The sequence below is a fragment of the Kitasatospora sp. NPDC098652 genome (assembly GCF_044760155.1).
GTDB lineage: Bacteria > Actinomycetota > Actinomycetes > Streptomycetales > Streptomycetaceae > Kitasatospora.
On record NZ_JBIWAQ010000006.1, the window covers coordinates 269,342 to 286,854 of the forward strand.

The window sequence follows — 17,513 nt, forward strand, 5'->3', positions numbered from 1 at the left end:
CTCAGTCCCCTTCCAGCAGCGGGAACAGCCGGGTGACGGCGGCGACCGGGCGGGCCCCGGCGGGGCGGGCGGCCGGGTCGGCCTCGCGGCCGCGGTAGCGGGCGAGGATCCGGCGCACCTCCGCGCCGACGGCGGCCAGTTCGGCCGGGGTGAGGTGGACGACGGTGCTGAACGCCTCGTCCTGCTGCCACTCGGCGGGCGCCTCGGAGCGCCGGGCCAGCCAGCGCCGGTGGCTCTCGTCCTCCAGGCCGCGGGCGAGTTCGCCGAACTCGTCCGGGCTCTGTTCCTCGCTCGGCTCCGGGCTCTGCCCCGGCTCGGCCCGGGGGAGCCGCCAGGGGCGGGCTCGGCCGTCGAGGGCGGGTGCCTCCTCGATCAGCCCGTGGCGGGCGAGCTGGCGCAGGTGGAAGGAGCAGAGCCCGGAGCTCTGCCCCAGGTGGGCGGCGGCCTCGGTGGAGGTGAGGGTGCCGTGTTCGGCGAGGAGCGCCAACAGGGCGGTGCGCACCGCGTGTTCGGGGAGGGTCCCGGATCTGACGAGGTCTTCGGTCACTTTGCAAAGTCTGCTACTTTGCAAAGCTGACAGCAAGTCCGACAGAAAGTCCGACAGCTGGTCCGACCGCACGTCCGGCATCTCGTCCGGCATCACGTCGGACGGCAAGTCCATCGAAGGGGAGCACCCGTGTCCGAGCTGCGCGAGCGTCCGACCGCCCTGAGGATCACCGAGGTGGGGGAGGAGATCCTCCGCCGCACCTGCCGCACGGCGACCGAGCAGGACTTCGGCACCGAGCGACTGGCCCGGCTGATCGACGACATGTTCGCCACCATGTACCTCGCCGACGGCTGCGGCCTCGCCGCCAACCAGGTGGACGTGGACCTGCGGCTGTTCGTCTACGACTGCACCGACGAGGACGGCGTCCGGCACGTCGGACACGTGCTCAACCCGGTGGTCGAGGCGCAGGAGCCCGGCCGCCGACTGATCGAGGACGTCGAGGGCTGCCTGTCCGTGCCCGGCGCCAACACCCGACTCGTCCGCCCCGCCCACGCGGTGGTGCACGGCGTCGACCAGCGCGGCGAGCCCGTGGTGATCGAGGGCGCCGGCTACTTCGCCCGCTGCCTCCAGCGCGAGACCGACCACCTCAACGGCGGCCTCTACCTCGACCGGCTCTCCGCCCGCGACCGCAAGCGGATGATGAAGCAGACCGCCGACCGCCGGGAGAAGGTCTTCGCCGAGCGCGCCGCCCGGGCCGCGAAGGCCTAGGGCCCGTCTTCAAACTCCCGCCTGCGGGCCGACGCCGGGGCACGCACCTCGCCGCGTTGTCGTCGGTCGCCGATGGCCCCCAGCCTTCGGCCGGGAGGTGCCCCCACCGCATGGACTCCCTCCTCCGCCTTGCGATGCACGCACCCCAACGCCGCCCCGCCCGCCCTCCGGGCGAACGACGGGAGTTTGAAGACGGGCCCTAGTGTGGCGCGGTGACCGAGCCCGCACACCTCACCGCCGTCCGCGAGTCCTACGACACCGTGGCCGCCGCCTACCTCCGCCGTGTCGTCCTGCCCGAGGGCATGGACCCGCTCTCCCGCGCGATGCTCGCCGCCTTCGCGGAGCTGGTCCGGGAGTCGGGCGGCGCCGAGGTCGCCGACCTCGGCTGCGGGCCGGGGCGGGTGACGGCGTACCTGCACCGGCTGGGGCTCTCCGCCCACGGCGTCGACGTGTCGGGCCGGATGATCGCCCTCGCCCGCCGCGCGTACCCCCGGCTGCGCTTCGCCGTCGGCTCGATGGCCGCCCTGGACGCCGCCGACGGCAGTCTCGGCGGCATCCTCGCCTGGTACTCCGTCCACCACACCCCGGAGGCCGAACTGCCCGCGCTGTTCGCGGAGTTCCACCGGGTGCTCGCCCCCGGCGGGCACCTGCTGCTGGGCGGGCACACCGGAGACGAGGAGTCCCGGCCGAGTTCGGCGTACGGGCACCCGGTGTCCTGGGCCTCCCACCTCGTCCCGGCCGAGCGCCTGGTCGCGCTGCTGGCGGGGGCCGGGTTCACCGTCACCACCCGGCTGGAACAGGCCCGGCCGGAGCGCCCGGACCGGGGGTACGTCAGCCTGCTGGCGCACACGTAGCTCGCTCTGCCGGGGGAGGGGGTTCGGCCGCGCGGTCGAGGCGGGGGAGGGGTGGCGGCGGCGAGGGTGGACGCATGTGGAAGAACATCCCCGTCGGTGACACCGAACGCCCCGTCCCCCGTTGGGCCTTGCGGCTGGCCAAGGCCCTGCCGTTCATCCTGCTGCCGCACTGCCTGTGGCGGCTGCCGTTCGCCTTCGACTTCGAGATGGGCACGGTCGATCCGGGCCGCCCGCCCTTCCCGTGGTTCGGCGCCCCGTACGTGTTCGCCCTGAGCCTGGTGACCGAGGGGCTGGCGCTGCTCACCCTGGGCCTGGTCAGCGGCTGGGGCGAGGTGTTCCCGCGCTGGGTGCCGCTCCTGCGGGGGCGCCGGGTGCCGCCGCTCGGGCCGCTGGTCGCGACGGTGCTGGGCGGGCTGGTGCTGTTCGGGCTCTTCGGCCTCCAGCCGCTCGCCTGGGCCGGCGTGCTGGACGAGGTCGGGTTCGACAACGGCTGGTGGGAGGCGCTGTACCGGGTCTGCGTCACCCCGGCCGGGCTGTGGGGGCCGATCACCATCGCCCTCGGCGTCGCGTACTACCGCCGCCGCACCGCCTGAGCGCCCGGTTGGTCATTGCCGGCGACCAGGGTGTCGGCGAGCCGTTCGGCGACGGTCGGGTCCAGCGGGCCGTGGCCGAGCAGGAAGCGGTACCAGAACACCCCGTAGATCTGGTCCACGATCAGGTCGAGGTCGGCGTGGTCGGCCAGTTCGCCGCGCTCGCGCCCCCGGGCGAGCAGTTCGTGCAGCGCGTCGCGCCGGGTGGCGGTGAAGGCCTGCATCAGTTCGGCCAGGTGCGGGTCGCGGGCGGCCTCGCGGACCAGGGTGCGCAGCGCGGAGGCCGTGGTGCTCTGCTGGGCGGCGTCGAAGGTGGTCCCGATGAAGGCGCGCAGGTCGGTGCGGAGTGCGCCGGTGTCGGGGTGGTCGGTGACGTCCTGGTCGGCGCGGTCGGTGAGGGCGTCCAGGAGGACGGCGCCCTTGGAGGGCCACCAGCGGTAGACGGTCTGCTTGCCGACGCCGGCCGCGCGGGCGATGGCGTCGATGGTGACGGGCGTGCCGTCGGATTCCGCGAGCAGGTGCAGCGCCGCGTCGAGGATCGCCCGGTGGGCCGCCTCGTTGCGGCGGCGGCCGGTGTGCGGCCGGGTGGCCTGGGCGTCGGTCTCGTTCATGGCGGTGTCCCTCTCTTCCTGTCCCCGTGCTTCCTCTTCCCGCTTGACAAGACTAGCAGTCTCGGCAAACATCGTTACCGGAACCGATGGTCTCGACAAGTTCCCGATCAAGCCGGAAGGGCCAGAACCATGAGCACTGCATCGAACCTCTTCGCCGGACAGCGCGTCGTCGTCATGGGCGGCAGCTCGGGCATCGGCGAGGCGACCGCGACCGCCTTCGCGGCCGACGGCGCCGAGGTCGTCATCACCGGCCGCGACCGGGCGAAGCTGGACGCCGCCGTCGCCCGGATCGGCGGCAAGACCGAGGGTGCGCAACTGGACGCGACCGACCCGGCCGCCCTCGCGGCCTTCTTCACCGGCGCCGGCACCGTCGACCACCTGGTCGTCGCGGTCAGCGGCGCGGCCGGCAGCGGCCCCTTCGCCCAGCTCGACCTCGCCGAGCTCGCGCACGGCTTCGACGCCAAGTTCTGGCCGCAGGTGCGCGTCCTCCAGGCCGCCCTGCCGCACCTGCGCAAGGACGGCTCGGTCACCCTGATCACTGCCGCCTCGGCCCGCGCTGCCATCCCCGGCACCGCCGGACTGGCCGCCATCAACGGCGCCCTGGAGGCGATGGTCCCGCCGCTGGCCGTCGAACTCGCCCCGCTGCGGGTCAACGCCGTCTCGCCCGGCGTCATCGACACCCCGTGGTGGGACCGCGTCCCCGCCGAGCAGCGCACCGCGCTCTTCGACGGCCTGGCCGCCACCACCCCGGTCGGCCGGGTCGGGCGCCCCGAGGATGTCGCCCGGGCGATCCAGATGTTCGCCGCCAACACCTTCGTCACCGGCGTGGTGCTCGACTGCACCGGCGGGGCCAACCTGCCGACCGGCCGCTGAGCACTGGTCGCTGATCACTGAATGGCGCGACGGCCCGCCCGGGGCACCCCGGGCGGGCCGTCATCGCAGGTCAGGCCTAGGGTTCGAGCATGAACGTACCCGCACTGATCCCGATCCGGCACGAGCCGGGCGGGCGCACGGACACCATCGGCCGCTGGCAGGGCGGCCAGTTCTTCGCCTCGGCCGTGTGGGCCGACGGCCGGCCGTACGCGGTGCTGCACCGCTTCGACCCGGACGGTCGGCACCTGGAGTCGAGCATCCGGGCCGTCGGCACGGCGGCGGAGGCCCGGCGGCTGCTGGGGGAGTGGCTGGACGCCCTGCCCGAGCGCGCGTACGGGGACATCGCGATCGCGCAGTTCTCCGTGGAGGTCGACGGCGTGCTCTTCGGCCTCCTCCTCGACGACGAGGAAACCGACGAGGACGACGAGGACGACGAGGACGACGAGGACGACGAGGACGACGAGGAGGAAGGCCCCTGGGTCGAGCTCCACCCCGACGGCCTCGGCTTCCACGCGCCCTGGCACGGCTGCTACGACACCTGAGCTGTTACCACCTCAACGCCTCACCACCTCATCGCCTCACCGCCTCACCACTCCGCGACCCGGTAGTCCTTGAGGAACACCCCCGACACCGGGTGCCCGGCCTCGCCGCGCACGATCGGGTCGTACACCCGGGCCGCGCCGTCCACGATGTCCAGCGGGGTGCGGAAGCCCCGGGCGGCGATCCGGGCCTTCCTGGGCGCCGGGTTCTCGTCCGTGATCCAGCCGGTGTCGACGGCGCACATGTGCACGCCCTGCGGGGCGAGTTCGGCGGCGCTGGTGCGGGTGAGCATGTTGAGCGCGGCCTTGGCCATGTTGGTGTGCGGGTGGCGCGCGGTCTTGTTGCGGACGGCGAACCGGCCCTCCACCGCCGTGACGTTGACGATGTAGCGGGCGGGGTGCGGGGAGGCGAGCAGCAGCGGCAGCAGCCGGTCGCACAACAGGGCCGGGGCCAGGGAGTTGACCAGCTGGGTCTCCAGCAGCTCCGTCGGGTCGAGCGAACCGAGCGTGGCGGACCACGAGTTGGCGGGCGCGAGGTCGGGCAGCAGTCCGGCCTCGTCGGTGAGGTCCGGCAGCAGTCCGGCCCCGTCGGTGAGGTCGGGCAGCAGTCCGACCTCGTCGGTGAGGTCCGGCAACGCGCCCGCGCCCGAGGGCAGTCGGGCGGCGTCGGCGAACGGCCGGAAGCCGGGCGCGTGGGTGATGGCCCGGAGGTCGGCGCCCGGCAGGGGCACGGACTCGCCCGCCGCCAGCAGGGCGTAGGACTCCGGCGGGCGGCGCAGGGTCTGCGCGGCGTTGTTGACCAGGATGTCCAGCGGCCGTCCGTCGGTGCGCAACTGCTCGGTCAGGCCGAGGACTTGGCGCGGATCCCGGAGGTCGATGCCGACCACGGTCAGCCGCTCCCACCACTGCGCGCTGCCCTCGGCGGCACGGAAGCGGCGGACGGTGTCCTGCGGGAAGCGGCTGGTGACGATCAGCTCGGCGCCGTCCCGCAGCAGCATCAGGGCGAGCTGGAAGCCGATCTTCACCCGCCCGCCGGTGAGCAGCGCCCGTCGGCCGCGCAGGTCGGTGGAGAGCTCGCGGCGGGCCGTGTTGTCGGCCGCGCAGCCGGGGCAAAGCATGTGGTAGAAGCCGTCGACCTGCCGGTACGGCTGCTTGCAGACGTAGCACCGGCGCGGGGCCAGCAGTTCGCCCACCGGTCCTCCCGGGGCCGGGGCGAGCGGCGCGTCCTCACGGCGCTGCCGGGCGCCGGTCGCGGTGGCGGCGAGCAGGGCGGCGTCGGCCTGCCGGACGGCCTCCTTGGCCTCCTGGCGGCGGCGCTTGCGGCTCTCCGTCACGAAGGAGGTGAGCTGGCGCTCGGCGACCAGTCGGGTCCGGTCGTGGGAGGGGAGGCCGCGCAGCCGGCCCAGGGTGAGGCTGAACGCGCTGAGTTCCTCGGGGGTGAGGCCCGCCGCAGAGGCGGCTTCGCTGGTCGTGGTGGTGGTGATCAGCTGTTTGTGGTCGTCCCGGACCGTCATGTCCGCCCCCTCGTTCCGTACAGGTGGGAGGGACTGTAGTTGACGGTCCGGGAGGATGGGATGCCAATTTACGTGCGGAGGTGCCGGCGGCCCCCTGGTCCGCCGGCACCTCCGACAGTCGTGTCGTCAGCCCGTGTACTTGCTGAAGATCTTCGCGAACTCGTACGGCTGCTGCGGGATGTTGGTGCACTTCGCCAGCGAGCCGCCGGTGCAGGCGTTGGCGTCCCGGGTGGCGTCCCAGAAGGCGAGCAGGCCGAGGTGGTTCTGCTGGGCGAAGGTCACCAACTGCTGGGCGGCGGCCTGGTTGTAGACCTGGTGGTCGTCGTTCTCGCCGATCATCGGGGTGACCCCGACCATGGCCCACAGCCGGGCGTCGGTCTTCGCCGGGTAGAGCGCCTTGAGCTGGCCGAAGGTCGCCTGCGCGGCCTGGACGGCGGCGTTGCCGTAGTCGCTGCCGGAGCGGTAGTAGTCCATCGCCATGATGTTCACCAGGTCCAGGTCGACCCCGGCGTCCCGGGCGGACTTGACGATGGCGACGCCCTCGCTGGTCAGGCCCTCGGGCAGGACGGGCAGGGTGAGCGAGACCTTGAGGCCGGGGTGGGCCTGCTGGAGCTTGGCGAGCGCGGCGGAGCGGCGGTCGTTGGAGGCGGTGTCGGCGATCGCCGCGCCCTCGATGTCGTAGTCGACGTAGCGCAGGTTGTAGGCGTTGACCACCGCGTCGTACTCGTTGAACAGCGAGTCCACCGAGGTGCAGGCGGCGGCGAGTTCGGTGCCGCTGGCGCCGCCGAAGGAGAGCTTGACGTCGCCGCCGGCCGCGCGCAGCGCGTCGACCTGGTCCTTGGCCCAGGCGGTGCGCGGGTCGTAGGCGTTGAACCAGCTGGCCTTGCAGCCGACGCCGGTGACGAAGCCCATGGTGTAGCCCTTGACGCCGCCGGCCTTGGCCATGTCGGGCATGGACGGGGTGGGCCAGGCGCCCATGTCGATGTACGGGGCGACGGGGAGGGCGACGTTCGGCGGCGGGGTGGTCGGGCCGCCGGTGGGCGTGCCGGTGGGTGTCCCGGTGGGCGTGCTCGTGGGCGTCCCGGTCGGCGGGGTGGTCGGCCCGCCGCCGGGGCCGGTGAGGGCGACGTCGTCGGCGAGGTAGGCGCCCTGCCCGTACCAGCCGTGCAGGTAGACGTTGACGCTGGTGGTGCTCGGTCCGGTGGTGAAACTGGCGGACAGCTGCTGCCAGTCGGCGCCGCCCGGGGTCCACACGGCGGGGTCGGTGACGCCGCTGCCGGTGGCGCCGAGGTAGACGTACCGGCCCTGCACCCAGGCGCTCAGGGTGTAGGTGGTGTTGGGCCGGACGCTCACGGTCTGGCCGCACTGCGCGGTGTCGCTCGCGCCGACCGCCCCCTTGAGGGCGTCTGCTCCGCTGTGGGCACCGGAGTTGACGATGCTTCCGGTGCCGGCGGAACAGCTCCACGGGTCGAGCGCGCCGCTCTCGAAGCCGCCGTTGGCGAGCAGGTTGGCGTCCGCGGCGCCGGCGTTCCCGGCGAGGGTGGCGAGGCCGCCGGCCGCGAGCACGGTGGCGGCGGCGAGGCTCAGCAGTTTGGTCCGGCCGGCGGGGCGGCGGTGGGTGGGGGCGTGCTGGGGCGCGCTGGGCATGGGGGTGCCTCTCGGAGCGTGGGGCCGCCCGCGCCGCGAAGGGGGAGACACGGGGCGGGCGGCAGCATGGGGGCTGTTCCGGTGCGGGAGGAGCACGGTGCTGAGCATCAAACTGGACTAGACCAGCTGTGCACGTCAAGCACTTCCCGGGGTTCGGAGCCTTGCGGGAGCAGGTTTTAGGGAGGGTTTAAGGAGGCCGGCCGCTCGGCCGAGCCGCGGTTCGATGGCCGTACCGGGCCGGAGACTTGACCTTGAGTGCACTCCAAGGGGGAAGCTGGTGGCGTTGATCCACTTCGGCTCAGCGGAACCACAGATCGGAGCACCGTCATGCGCAGCGTCTCGTTCGGCAGCGGCGGCCCGGAGGTCGGCGTGATCGGCCTCGGCTGCATGGGGATGACCCACGCCTACGACGTCCGGAGCCGGGACGACGAGAAGTCCGTCCGGGTCATCCACCAGGCGCTCGACCTGGGCGTCACCCTGATCGACACCGCCGACGTCTACGGCCCGTACAGCAACGAGGAGGTGGTCGGCGCCGCCCTGGCCGGCCCGCACCGCGAGCGCGCCTTCCTCGCCACCAAGGTGGGCATCGTCCCGGGCGGCGGCGGCCCGGACGTGCGCGACGGCCGGCCCGAGCACGTGCGACGCTCGATCGACGACAGCCTGCGCCGGCTCGGCACCGACCACGTCGACCTGTACCAGCTGCACCGGGTCGACCCGGCCGTCCCGATCGAGGAGACCTGGGGCGCGCTCGCCGAGGCCGTCCAGGCCGGCAAGGCCCGCCGGATCGGGCTCTCCGAGGTCGGCGTCGAGGAGATCCGGCGCGCCCAGGCGGTGCACCCGGTGGCCTCCGTGCAGTCCGAACTGTCGCTGTGGACCAGGGACGTACTGGCCGAGGTGCTGCCGTACACCGAGGAGCAGGGCATCGCCTTCCTCCCCTTCTCGCCGCTCGGCCGGGGCTTCCTGACCGGCAGCATCTCCTCCTTCGACGAGCTGCCCGAGGACGACCTCCGCCGCCGCCTGCCGCGCTTCCAGCAGGACGCGCTCAAGGCCAACCTGGCGCTGGTCGGCAGGGTCCGGGAGGTCGCCGAGCGGCTCGGCACCACCCCGGCGCGGGTCGCGCTGGCCTGGGTGCTGGCGCAGGGCCGGTACGTCCTCCCGATCCCGGGCACCAAGACGCCGCGCTACCTGGAGGACAACGTGGGCGCGGCCGCGCTCGAGCTCTCGGCGGCCGACCTGGCCGAGCTGGACGCGCTGCCGGCCCCGGAGGGCGGGCGCTACTGAGCGCCCCGGGCCTCACCGCCACCGCGCGCGGGGCGTCACCGCCTCCGGGTCACCGCTCCATGACCCAGACCAGCTGCCGTCCGGTCTCGCCCGGAGCCCGGACGGCGGCCTGGGCGACCCGGTCCAGCCGGTAGCCGAGCTTGCGCGGGACGGCCGCGCTGGCGGCGTTCGCCCGGTCGCAGCGGATCTCCACCCGGACGATCCCGGGCAGCGCCAGCGCGGCCTCGGTCAGTGCCCCGGCCGCGGCGGTGGCGATGCCGCGGCCGACGTGCCGGGCCGCGACCCAGTAGCCGATCTCCAGCGCGCCCGGGCCGATCCGGGCGTGCAGTCCGAGGGCGGCGACCACCCGGCCGGGGGCCTCGTCCAGCTCGGCGAGGTACATGAAGTCCGTCCCGGCCTCCCAGGCGGCGGTGCCGGCCCTGGTCCGTTCGGCGGTCCGGGCCCGGGTGGGGACCTCGGCCGCCCAGTCCAGCCAGGGCCGCAGGTGCTCCAGGTTGGCCCGGACGGCCCGGTGCAGCGCCGGTGCGTGGGCGCTGCGGCGGCGGTGCAGGGAGAGGCCGCCGGGCAGCCGCAGCAGTTCGGGCGGCCGTCCGGTGGTCACCTCGGGTGCCGCCCGGGCGGGCTCGCAGGACTGCGGCAGTGCGGGGCTCATGGCGGCGATTATGTCCTTGGCCCGGACCTGCCACATCCGGACGGGGGCGCATCCCGTCCCGCCGACCGGCGGGGGCGGGCGACGCGCTTCGGACGCGCCCCGCCGTGCGCTTAGGGGCGCGTCCCGCGGGCGCGCCGCCCGGCGCGTCAAAGCCGGATCATCACCTCGTCCAGCTCCTTGCGCCGCAGGTCCGGCACCCGCGCCCCCTCGGCGGGGTAGCCCACCGGAATCACGTACGCGGCCCGCTCCTCCGCCGGGCGCCCGCACACCTCGTTGAGGAAGCGCATCGGGCTCGGTGTGTGGGTCAGCGTGGCCAGCCCGGCCTGGTGCAGCGAGGCCAGCAGCAGTCCGACCGCGATCCCCACCGACTCCTTGGTGTAGTACGGGCGCGGCGAGTTGGGGCCCTTGTGCACCTCGAAGACCACGATCACGGCCGGCGCGTCCTCCAGGAACGGCTTGTGCCAGTCGGTGCCGATCGGCGCCAACGCGGCCAGCCACTCCTCGGACGCCCGGTGGCCGTAGAACTCGCGCTCCTCCGCCTCGGCCGCCTCGCGCAGCAGCCGCTTGCGCTCCGGGTCGGTGATCACCACGAAGCGCCAGGGCTGGACGTGGGCGCCGCTGGGCGCGGTGCTCGCGGTGCGGACGGCCCACTCGACCACCCCGTCCGGGATCGGTTCGGTGGAGTAGTCGCGGACGGTCCGGCGCTGCGCCATCACGTCGTGGAAGGCCTTGCTGCGGGCCTCGGCCTGGTGGGCCGGCACCGTCATCGGGGTGAGCGGGACGGTCGGGTGGGGCGTCCCTGCCACTGTGCTGTCAACCATGGCCGACAGCACAGCACATGACGGCCGCTCCGGGAAGAGGTAGAGACCAATTCCCGGAGCGGCCGACTGCGCTTCGACGGACCTACAGCTCGTGCACCCGGCCGTCCCGGACCTCGATCCGCCGGTTCACCGCCACCGTGTCCAGCATCCGCCGGTCGTGGGTGACCAGCAGCAGGGTGCCGGTGTACGAGGCGAGCGCGGACTCCAGCTGCTCGATCGCCGGCAGGTCCAGGTGGTTGGTGGGCTCGTCCAGCACCAGCAGGTTGACCCCGCGGGCCTGCAGCAGCGCCAGCGCGGCCCGGGTGCGCTCGCCGGGGGAGAGGGTGCTCGCCGGGCGCAGCACGTGCACCGCCTTGAGGCCGAACTTGGCCAGCAGGGTGCGCACCTCCTCCTCGGTGAGCTCCGGTACGGCGGCCGCGAAGGCGTCCGCCAGTGGCTCCCCGCCCAGCCTGTGCCTGTTCGTGAAGATGTGCCCGCGCGCCTGGTCCACCTCGCCGACCACCACGCCGGAGCCCAGCACGGCACTGCCGGAGTCGAGTTCGAGCCGGCCGAGCAGGGCCGCCAGCAGGGTGGACTTGCCCGCGCCGTTGGCCCCGGTGATGGCGACCCGGTCGGCCCAGTCGATCTGCAGGTCCACCGGGCCGAAGGCGAAGTCGCCGCGCTTGACGGCGGCCGCGCGCAGGGTGGCCACCACCGAGCCGGAGCGCGGCGCGGTGGCGATCTCCATCCGCAGCTCCCACTCCTTGCGCGGCTCCTCGACCACGTCCAGCCGCTCGATCATCCGCTGGGTCTGCCGGGCCTTGGAGGCCTGCTTCTCGGTGGACTCGGTGCGCTTCGCCTTGGCGTTCTTGTCGTTGTCGCCACCCTTGCGGCGGGCGTTGCGGACGCCGTGCTCCATCCAGTTGCGCTGCATCTGCGCCCGGGCCTCCAGCGAGGCCTTGGTGTCGGCGTAGTCCTCGTACTCCTCGCGGGCGTGCCGGCGGGCCACCGCCCGCTCCTCCAGGTACGCCTCGTAGCCGCCGCCGTACAGGTTGACCTGCTGCTGGTGCAGGTCCAGCTCCAGCACCTTGGTCACGGTGCGGGCCAGGAACTCGCGGTCGTGGCTGATCAGCACGGTGCCGGCGCGCAGGCCCTTGACGAAGGACTCCAGCCGCTCCAGGCCGTCCAGGTCGAGGTCGTTGGTGGGCTCGTCCAGCAGGAACACGTCGTAGCGGGAGAGCAGCAGCGAGGCCAGGCCCGCGCGGGCCGCCTGGCCGCCGGAGAGCGCCGTCATCGGCAGGTCGAGGGAGACCTTGAGGCCGAGCGAGTCGGCCACCTCCTCGGCCCGCTCGTCCAGGTCGGCACCGCCGAGGTCCAGCCAGCGGTCCAGGCTCGTCGCGTACGCGTCGTCGGCGCCCGGGCGGCCCTCGACCAGGCCCTCGGTGGCCTCGTCCAGCTCGGCCTGGGCGGCCGCCACGCCGGTGCGCCGGGCCAGGAAGTCGCGCACCGACTCGCCCTCGCGGCGCTCCGGCTCCTGCGGCAGGTGGCCGACGTTGGCGCTGGCCGGGCTGAGCCGCAGCGAGCCGCCCTCGGGGGTGTCCAGGCCGGCCAGCAGCCGCAGCAGGGTCGACTTGCCGGCGCCGTTCACGCCGACCAGGCCGATCACGTCCCCCGGGGCGACGACCAGGTCCAGGCCGGAGAAGAGGGTGCGTTCGCCGTGACCGGCGGCGAGGTCCTTGACTACGAGTGTCGCGCTCATGATGGAGCCGATTGTAGGAGGAGCGGGCCCCGAGCCGGAAAAGCCGGCGGGGCCGCGACTGCGCTCCGGCAGTCGCGGCCCCGCACGGGACCGGGGCGGGTCTCAGCCCTCGGTCACCGGCCTTCTCGGAGAACGGTCACTTGGCCTTCTTGGAGAAGTAGTCGAACATGTGCGCCGCGACGTCCTCCAGGTAGGGGCCCGCCTCGTAGGTGTTGGCGCCGTTGCCGACGGAGGTGTCGCTGACCAGGGCCGGCTTGCCGTCCTTGGTGGTGTACCAGCCGCCGCCGCTGCTGCCGCCGGTCATGTTGCAGCCGATCATCAGCATCGCCGGGCGGCTCGGGTCACCGGGCTTCGCGGCCGGCTTGCCGCCGTCGCAGTGCTCCAGCTCGACGCCGTCGAAGGGCTTGCCCTCCGGGAAGCCGTAGTTGGCGACGGAGGCGAGCTGGTCGCGCGGGGCGTTGAACCACAGCGGCACGGAGCCGCCGACGGTCTCCTCCAGCGACTTGCCGTTCGGGTCCGGGTTGGCGACCTTGATGATGCCGAAGTCGTACTGGCTCCACGGACCGCCCTTCTCCGGGTCGGCCTCCTGGGTCCACTGCGGGGAGACCATGCCGGCGGTCGCGCCCCACTCGCCGTACGGCTCGGCGTCGTCCAGCTTGGACTTCTGCTTGTTGCCGTTGCTCAGCACGCCGTTGCTGTTGAAGGCCGGGGCGAAGGTGATGTCGGTGTAGTACTTGTTGCCCTTGCCGCCGTGCAGGCAGTGGCTGGCGGTCCACACCAGGTTGCTCTTGCCCGGGTTGGCCGGGTCGGAGACGACGGTGCCGGAGCAGACGTAGTCCTCGTTGCCGTCCTTGAAGAAGATCTTGCCGTTGACGTGCATGTTCTTCGGGAACGGGTGCGCCACGGGCTTGGCGGCGACGACCGAGGGCAGCTGGTCCGGACCGGTCGGCGGCTGGGCGGCGGTGGGCTGGGCCGGGGCCGCGCTCGTCGGCTGGGCCGGGGCGGCGCCCGTCGGCTGCCCGGTGGGCTGGGCCGGCGCCTGCGGCAGCGGCTTCGGCTTGGCGTTCAGCAGCTTCTGCAGGGTCCAGTAGCCCTTGGTCGCCGGGGTGATCACGTTGGCCTGGGCCCACTTGTCCCAGTCCTCGAGCTTCCAGGTCTTCAGCTCCTGGACCGTCGGCAGCTTGATCGGAGCCGCGCCCGGCTTCCCGGAGGTGCTGGCCGCGACCGACGGCGCGGAGGTCTGGGCGCCGGCCGGGTCGCTGTTGTCCGGGCCGCAGCCGGTGGCGACCACCATGGTCAGCGCGGCGACGGAGGCGCCGAGGACGGCACGGCTCGGCCGGGATATCGGTGACATGAGTTCAAATCCCCCTGTTGACTACCGCCATACGGCCCGGTCCTCGGGTACGGCCGGCTGGGGCCGCAGGTATGGCAGGTGAGGAGTCTGCCATGCGGATAAGGAACTCCTTACAGGTGCCCCCGGCCGGTACGAGGCTGTCACCGGATCGGCACCGGATCGGCACGGGGGCTTTGCCGTGGCCGAATTCGCCCGGGCGTTGCGGCGGCCGGATCGAGCCGCCGGATAAATCGGTTGCACGCGTCCGTCGGGGCTCCTAGCGTGGTTCGCGTCATCCGCCAGACAAGGAGAAGGCCGTTGCTCTACTGAGGTCCCGGGACACCGCCCCCGCCACGCAGGCCCCGCTGCCGTTGCCGTTGCCGCTTTCGTTCTCGCGGCCGCAGCCGTAGCCCTTGCCGCGTGGTGTGCGAGTGTGCGACCTCAGTCACGGCCCCCTGGCGCGTCATCGCGCCGTCCTGTTCTCCGGCCGTCCCGGTTCCGCACCCGCGGTGTCTCCCCGTGTTGCTCGTCACCCCTTCAGCAACCACCCGGGAGGCCTTGCATGGCACAACCCACCACCGCCGTCCTCTGCACCGACCTCGCGTTCGAGTGGCCCGACGGCAAACCCGTCCTGGACGGCTTCCACCTCGCCGTCGGCCCCGGCCGCACCGGACTCATCGGCCTCAACGGGGCCGGCAAGTCCACCCTGCTGCGGCTGATCGCCGGCGAACTCACCCCCACCGGCGGCACCGTCCGGGTCGAGGGCGAACTCGGCCACCTGCCGCAGGGCCTCACCCTCGACACCGGCCTGCGGGTCGACGAGGCGCTCGGCATCCGGGCCGCCCGCGAGGCCCTGCACGCCATCGAGTCGGGCGACACCGACCAGCGGCACTTCGACGCCGTCGGCGACGACTGGGACGTCGAGGAGCGCGCCCGCGCCACCCTCGACAAGCTCGGCCTGCGCCGCCTCGGCCTCGACCGCACCACCGGCGAACTCTCCGGCGGTGAGGCGGTGTTGCTGCGACTGGCCGCCCTGCTGCTGCGCCGCCCCGACGTGCTGCTGCTGGACGAGCCCACCAACAACCTCGACCGGGCCGCCCGTGAGCGGCTCTACGAGACGGTGGCCGGCTGGCAGGGCGCCATGGTGATCGTCAGCCACGACCGCGAACTGCTCCGGCACGTCGACCAGATCGCCGACCTCCGGGACGGCGGGGTGACGTGGTACGGCGGCAACTACGACGACTACGAGCGCACCCTCGCGGCCCAGCAGGAGACGGCCGAGCGACTGCTGCGCAACGCCGAGGCCGACGTCCAGCGCCAGAAGCGGGACTTGGCCGAGGCCCGGACCAGGCTGGACCGCAGCGCCAGCTACGGCAAGAAGCGCTCGGTCACCCGCAACGACCCGCACATCTTCGCCGGGATGCTCAAACGCAAGGGCCAGGAGACGGCCGGCCGGCTCACCGGCATGCACGCCGAACGACTGGAGGAGGCCAGGGCGCGGCTGACCGCCGCCGAGGAGGCGGTGCGCGACGACGCCGAGATCCGGATCGACCTGCCGCGCACCGAGGTGCCGGCCGGGCGCACCGTGCTCACCCTGCAGAAGGTCCGGCTGCCCTTCGGCGCCACCGTCGACCTCGACCTGCGCGGCCCCGAGCGGATCGCCCTGGTCGGGCGCAACGGCTCCGGCAAGACCACGCTGCTGCGCACCATCGCGGGCGAACTCTCCCCGCTGGAGGGGCAGATCACCACCCCGGAGGGGCTGCGCCACCTGCCGCAGCGGCTCGACCTGCTGGACGACGCCCTCACCGTCGTGGAGAACGTCAAGCGGTTCGCCCCCGCCGCCGGGGACAACGCGATCCGTGCCCGGCTGGCCCGCTTCCTGTTCCGGGGCGCCCGGGCCGAGCAGCCGGTCGGCACGCTGTCCGGTGGCGAGCGCTTCCGGGCGACACTGGCCGCCCTGCTGCTGGCCGACCCGCCGCCGCAGCTGCTGCTGCTCGACGAGCCGACCAACAACCTGGACCTCGCCAGCGTCCGCCAGCTCACCCAGGCGCTGGCCGCCTACCGGGGCGCGCTGATCGTGGTCAGCCACGACCTGCCCTTCCTGCGCGGCCTGGGGCTGACCAGGTGGCTGGAGCTGGACGGCGAACTGAGGGCGGTGGATCCGATGTAGCGGCTACTGCTACTGCGACGGCTACTGCTACTGGTACGGCTACTGGCTACTGGCGCGGCTGGTGCTGCCGCTGGCGGTCCTGGTCGCCCTGGTCGCCCTGGTCGCCTCGGGCGTCCTCGGCGAGCACCCGGCGGGCCGTGCTCAGGGCGGAGTCCTTGAGCGCGGCCAGCTCCTCGGGGCTGTACACCGGGGTCCGGAGGTCCGGCGCGATGCCCGGGCCGTCGAAGGTGCCGCCGCTGCGGGTGAGGTACTTCTCGTTCGGCAGGACGACCGCGAAGTCCGGTGAGAGCGGCTTGATCAGGACGTCCGAGAAGACGCCCTGGGTGTTCTCGCCGATCCGGGTCACGTGCGGGGAGCGGCCCATCAGCGCCTGGGCGAAGGTCTCCGCCGCGCTGGCCGAGATCGAGGAGGTGAGCAGGGCCACCGGCCCGGTGAAGTGCTCGCCGTCCGAGGGCTCCACGGGGACGGGCACGGGCCGGGTGAACTTCGTCGGGTCGGCCGGGTCGTTCCGCGCCACCTTCCGGTAGGCGAGGTACGGGCGGTCGGTGAGCCGGGCGGCGATGTGCAGCCCCAGCGCGTCCGAGCCGCCGCCGTTCAGCCGGACGTCGAGCACCAGCCCGGTGAGCCCGTCCGGGTCGGTGAGCAGGGCGTCCAGCGCCCTGTCCAACTCGGCGACCTGGCTGCGGTAGTCGCCGTCGGTGTAGCCGTCGAAGCTGCCGACCCGCAGGTAGCCGACACCGTCGGGAAGCCGGCCCACCCCGAGCTTCCCACCGGCGAAGAGTTGCTCCGGGCCGGTGAGCTGGGCGGCGACGGCCTCCCCGGCCCGGGTGGTCAGCTCCTTGGTGCGCACCGTCGAGCCGGGCCGCCGCCCGCCGAACGCCGGTGTCGGCTGCCCGTCGACGATCCGTGCCAGCCCGGTGTGGGCGTCGCCGAGCGGCCGCAGCATGTCGACGAACACCTCCTGCAACTGGTCGGCGGTCGTCGTCGGCGTGATCCTTCGCCGCTGCTCGTCCCGGACGGCGTGCCAGTCGATCCCCTTGGCCGCGAAGAAGGGGTAGTTCTCCGCGAAGTCCTCCCAGAACCGGTCGAAGACCGCGAGCGGGTCGTTCGGTGCCGGGGTGGTGCACAGCGCCGGCAGCGCGGGGATCCGGTACATGTCCTTGGTGCCGACCCCGCCCTCCTCACGGTCGACCAGCCGGTCGCGGCCCTTCGGGGTGAGGGTCACCGCGTTGGTGCCCATGACGTAGCGGACGGTGCCGTCCGGTCCGGGCGAGCCGGCCTGCGTCGCGGTGATCCAGCCGGGCACGCAGCTGTGCGCGGTCACGTCGTAGGTGGTCAGCCGGCCCCCGTCGACGGCGACCACCGTGCCGTAGCCGTCCATCCGCCAGACGCCGGTCAGCGGACTCCCCGGCCGCCCCTCGGCCGCGGCCGCTGCCGTCCCGGCCGTCGGCCCGATCACTGTCGCGAGCGCCGTCGCGAGCACCACCGTCGTCGCCAGTGCCGTCGTGGTGGCCGCCGCCCGGCCGACCTTCCCGTACCTCAGGTCCAGCCCTTGCCGGCTCTGCTTCATGTCCGGCCGCTGCCCGCGCTGCTTCATTTTCGGCCTCCGCCGACTCTGCTTCATTTTCGGCCTCC

The 17,513-nt window shown here is 73.4% G+C and carries 16 protein-coding genes; 7 read left to right on the plus strand and 9 right to left on the minus strand.

Going from position 1 to position 17,513, the window contains the following annotated elements:
• Position 1 precedes the first annotated feature (1 nt).
• A complete protein-coding gene (locus ACIQWA_RS16690; protein WP_402483001.1) occupies positions 2 to 547 on the minus strand; it encodes a winged helix-turn-helix domain-containing protein in 546 nt (181 codons plus the stop codon).
• Between the two features lie 129 nt (positions 548 to 676).
• Between ACIQWA_RS16690 and def the strand changes: the two genes are divergently transcribed.
• The 3 genes from def (at position 677) to ACIQWA_RS16705 (ending at position 2,702) form a co-directional block, all read left to right on the plus strand.
• Positions 677 to 1,255, plus strand: coding sequence for a peptide deformylase (def, locus tag ACIQWA_RS16695; RefSeq protein WP_402483004.1), 579 nt, complete (start codon positions 677 to 679; stop codon positions 1,253 to 1,255).
• Positions 1,256 to 1,467: 212 nt separating this feature from the next.
• Positions 1,468 to 2,109: a class I SAM-dependent methyltransferase gene (locus ACIQWA_RS16700; protein ID WP_402483007.1), complete on the plus strand. Its 642-nt coding sequence runs from the start codon at positions 1,468 to 1,470 to the stop codon at positions 2,107 to 2,109.
• Between the two features lie 74 nt (positions 2,110 to 2,183).
• The gene (locus ACIQWA_RS16705) at positions 2,184 to 2,702 is read left to right on the plus strand and encodes a hypothetical protein (RefSeq protein WP_402483010.1); all 519 of its coding nucleotides are present in this window, start codon (positions 2,184 to 2,186) and stop codon (positions 2,700 to 2,702) included.
• Here ACIQWA_RS16705 and ACIQWA_RS16710 read toward each other — a convergent pair.
• On the minus strand, positions 2,681 to 3,310 hold the full coding sequence (locus ACIQWA_RS16710) for a TetR/AcrR family transcriptional regulator (protein ID WP_402483013.1): 630 nt from the start codon (positions 3,308 to 3,310) through the stop codon (positions 2,681 to 2,683). The genes ACIQWA_RS16705 and ACIQWA_RS16710 overlap by 22 nt on opposite strands.
• A gap of 129 nt (positions 3,311 to 3,439) precedes the next feature.
• Between ACIQWA_RS16710 and ACIQWA_RS16715 the strand changes: the two genes are divergently transcribed.
• Together ACIQWA_RS16715 and ACIQWA_RS16720 are read left to right on the plus strand one after the other, a co-directional pair.
• On the plus strand, positions 3,440 to 4,183 hold the full coding sequence (locus ACIQWA_RS16715) for an SDR family oxidoreductase (RefSeq protein WP_402483016.1): 744 nt from the start codon (positions 3,440 to 3,442) through the stop codon (positions 4,181 to 4,183).
• A gap of 89 nt (positions 4,184 to 4,272) precedes the next feature.
• Positions 4,273 to 4,725 carry a hypothetical protein gene (locus tag ACIQWA_RS16720; RefSeq protein ID WP_402483018.1) on the plus strand — a complete coding sequence of 151 codons (453 nt, stop codon included), beginning with the start codon at positions 4,273 to 4,275 and terminating at the stop codon, positions 4,723 to 4,725.
• Positions 4,726 to 4,769: 44 nt separating this feature from the next.
• Here ACIQWA_RS16720 and ACIQWA_RS16725 read toward each other — a convergent pair whose 3' ends face one another.
• Together ACIQWA_RS16725 and ACIQWA_RS16730 are read right to left on the minus strand one after the other, a co-directional pair.
• Positions 4,770 to 6,236, minus strand: a complete 1,467-nt coding sequence (locus ACIQWA_RS16725) for an SDR family NAD(P)-dependent oxidoreductase (protein WP_402483021.1) — start codon at positions 6,234 to 6,236, stop codon at positions 4,770 to 4,772.
• Positions 6,237 to 6,362: 126 nt separating this feature from the next.
• A complete protein-coding gene (locus ACIQWA_RS16730; protein WP_402483023.1) occupies positions 6,363 to 7,883 on the minus strand; it encodes a carbohydrate binding domain-containing protein in 1,521 nt (506 codons plus the stop codon).
• A gap of 327 nt (positions 7,884 to 8,210) precedes the next feature.
• On the opposite strand from ACIQWA_RS16730, the gene ACIQWA_RS16735 reads away from it, so the two are divergent.
• Complete coding sequence (locus ACIQWA_RS16735; protein ID WP_402483026.1) at positions 8,211 to 9,164, plus strand: aldo/keto reductase; 954 nt, start codon at positions 8,211 to 8,213, stop codon at positions 9,162 to 9,164.
• A gap of 49 nt (positions 9,165 to 9,213) precedes the next feature.
• Here the strand turns inward: ACIQWA_RS16735 and ACIQWA_RS16740 are convergent, their stop codons facing one another.
• The 4 genes from ACIQWA_RS16740 to ACIQWA_RS16755 all read right to left on the minus strand — a co-directional run bounded on the left by ACIQWA_RS16740 (position 9,214) and on the right by ACIQWA_RS16755 (position 13,729).
• The gene (locus tag ACIQWA_RS16740; RefSeq protein ID WP_360237271.1) at positions 9,214 to 9,816 is read right to left on the minus strand and encodes a GNAT family protein; all 603 of its coding nucleotides are present in this window, start codon (positions 9,814 to 9,816) and stop codon (positions 9,214 to 9,216) included.
• A 146-nt stretch (positions 9,817 to 9,962) separates the two neighbouring features.
• Positions 9,963 to 10,637 (minus strand): nitroreductase family protein, encoded by a 675-nt coding sequence (locus tag ACIQWA_RS16745; protein ID WP_360237273.1) that lies wholly within the window; start codon positions 10,635 to 10,637, stop codon positions 9,963 to 9,965.
• A gap of 82 nt (positions 10,638 to 10,719) precedes the next feature.
• Positions 10,720 to 12,375 carry an ABC-F family ATP-binding cassette domain-containing protein gene (locus ACIQWA_RS16750; protein ID WP_402483030.1) on the minus strand — a complete coding sequence of 552 codons (1,656 nt, stop codon included), beginning with the start codon at positions 12,373 to 12,375 and terminating at the stop codon, positions 10,720 to 10,722.
• A gap of 136 nt (positions 12,376 to 12,511) precedes the next feature.
• The gene (locus tag ACIQWA_RS16755; RefSeq protein ID WP_360237277.1) at positions 12,512 to 13,729 is read right to left on the minus strand and encodes a hypothetical protein; all 1,218 of its coding nucleotides are present in this window, start codon (positions 13,727 to 13,729) and stop codon (positions 12,512 to 12,514) included.
• A gap of 541 nt (positions 13,730 to 14,270) precedes the next feature.
• Here ACIQWA_RS16755 and ACIQWA_RS16760 point away from each other — a divergent pair.
• Positions 14,271 to 15,878 carry an ABC-F family ATP-binding cassette domain-containing protein gene (locus ACIQWA_RS16760; RefSeq protein WP_402483033.1) on the plus strand — a complete coding sequence of 536 codons (1,608 nt, stop codon included), beginning with the start codon at positions 14,271 to 14,273 and terminating at the stop codon, positions 15,876 to 15,878.
• Between the two features lie 46 nt (positions 15,879 to 15,924).
• Here the strand turns inward: ACIQWA_RS16760 and ACIQWA_RS16765 are convergent, their stop codons facing one another.
• Positions 15,925 to 17,475 (minus strand): S41 family peptidase, encoded by a 1,551-nt coding sequence (locus tag ACIQWA_RS16765; protein ID WP_402483035.1) that lies wholly within the window; start codon positions 17,473 to 17,475, stop codon positions 15,925 to 15,927.
• Positions 17,476 to 17,513: the final 38 nt, after the last annotated feature.

Bases quoted from the DNA above. Each gene is read 5' to 3' on its own strand.
- ACIQWA_RS16715 (WP_402483016.1), top strand. From the start codon at position 3,440: ATGAGCACTGCATCGAACCTCTTCGCCGGACAGCGCGTCGTCGTCATG.
- ACIQWA_RS16705 (WP_402483010.1), top strand. From the start codon at position 2,184: ATGTGGAAGAACATCCCCGTCGGTGACACCGAACGCCCCGTCCCCCGT.
- ACIQWA_RS16730 (WP_402483023.1), bottom strand. From the start codon at position 7,883: ATGCCCAGCGCGCCCCAGCACGCCCCCACCCACCGCCGCCCCGCCGGC.
- ACIQWA_RS16765 (WP_402483035.1), bottom strand. From the start codon at position 17,475: ATGAAGCAGCGCGGGCAGCGGCCGGACATGAAGCAGAGCCGGCAAGGG.
- ACIQWA_RS16720 (WP_402483018.1), top strand. From the start codon at position 4,273: ATGAACGTACCCGCACTGATCCCGATCCGGCACGAGCCGGGCGGGCGC.
- ACIQWA_RS16760 (WP_402483033.1), top strand. From the start codon at position 14,271: ATGGCACAACCCACCACCGCCGTCCTCTGCACCGACCTCGCGTTCGAG.
- ACIQWA_RS16735 (WP_402483026.1), top strand. From the start codon at position 8,211: ATGCGCAGCGTCTCGTTCGGCAGCGGCGGCCCGGAGGTCGGCGTGATC.
- ACIQWA_RS16740 (WP_360237271.1), bottom strand. From the start codon at position 9,816: ATGAGCCCCGCACTGCCGCAGTCCTGCGAGCCCGCCCGGGCGGCACCC.
- ACIQWA_RS16725 (WP_402483021.1), bottom strand. From the start codon at position 6,236: ATGACGGTCCGGGACGACCACAAACAGCTGATCACCACCACCACGACC.
- ACIQWA_RS16750 (WP_402483030.1), bottom strand. From the start codon at position 12,375: ATGAGCGCGACACTCGTAGTCAAGGACCTCGCCGCCGGTCACGGCGAA.
- ACIQWA_RS16710 (WP_402483013.1), bottom strand. From the start codon at position 3,310: ATGAACGAGACCGACGCCCAGGCCACCCGGCCGCACACCGGCCGCCGC.
- ACIQWA_RS16755 (WP_360237277.1), bottom strand. From the start codon at position 13,729: ATGTCACCGATATCCCGGCCGAGCCGTGCCGTCCTCGGCGCCTCCGTC.
- ACIQWA_RS16745 (WP_360237273.1), bottom strand. From the start codon at position 10,637: ATGGTTGACAGCACAGTGGCAGGGACGCCCCACCCGACCGTCCCGCTC.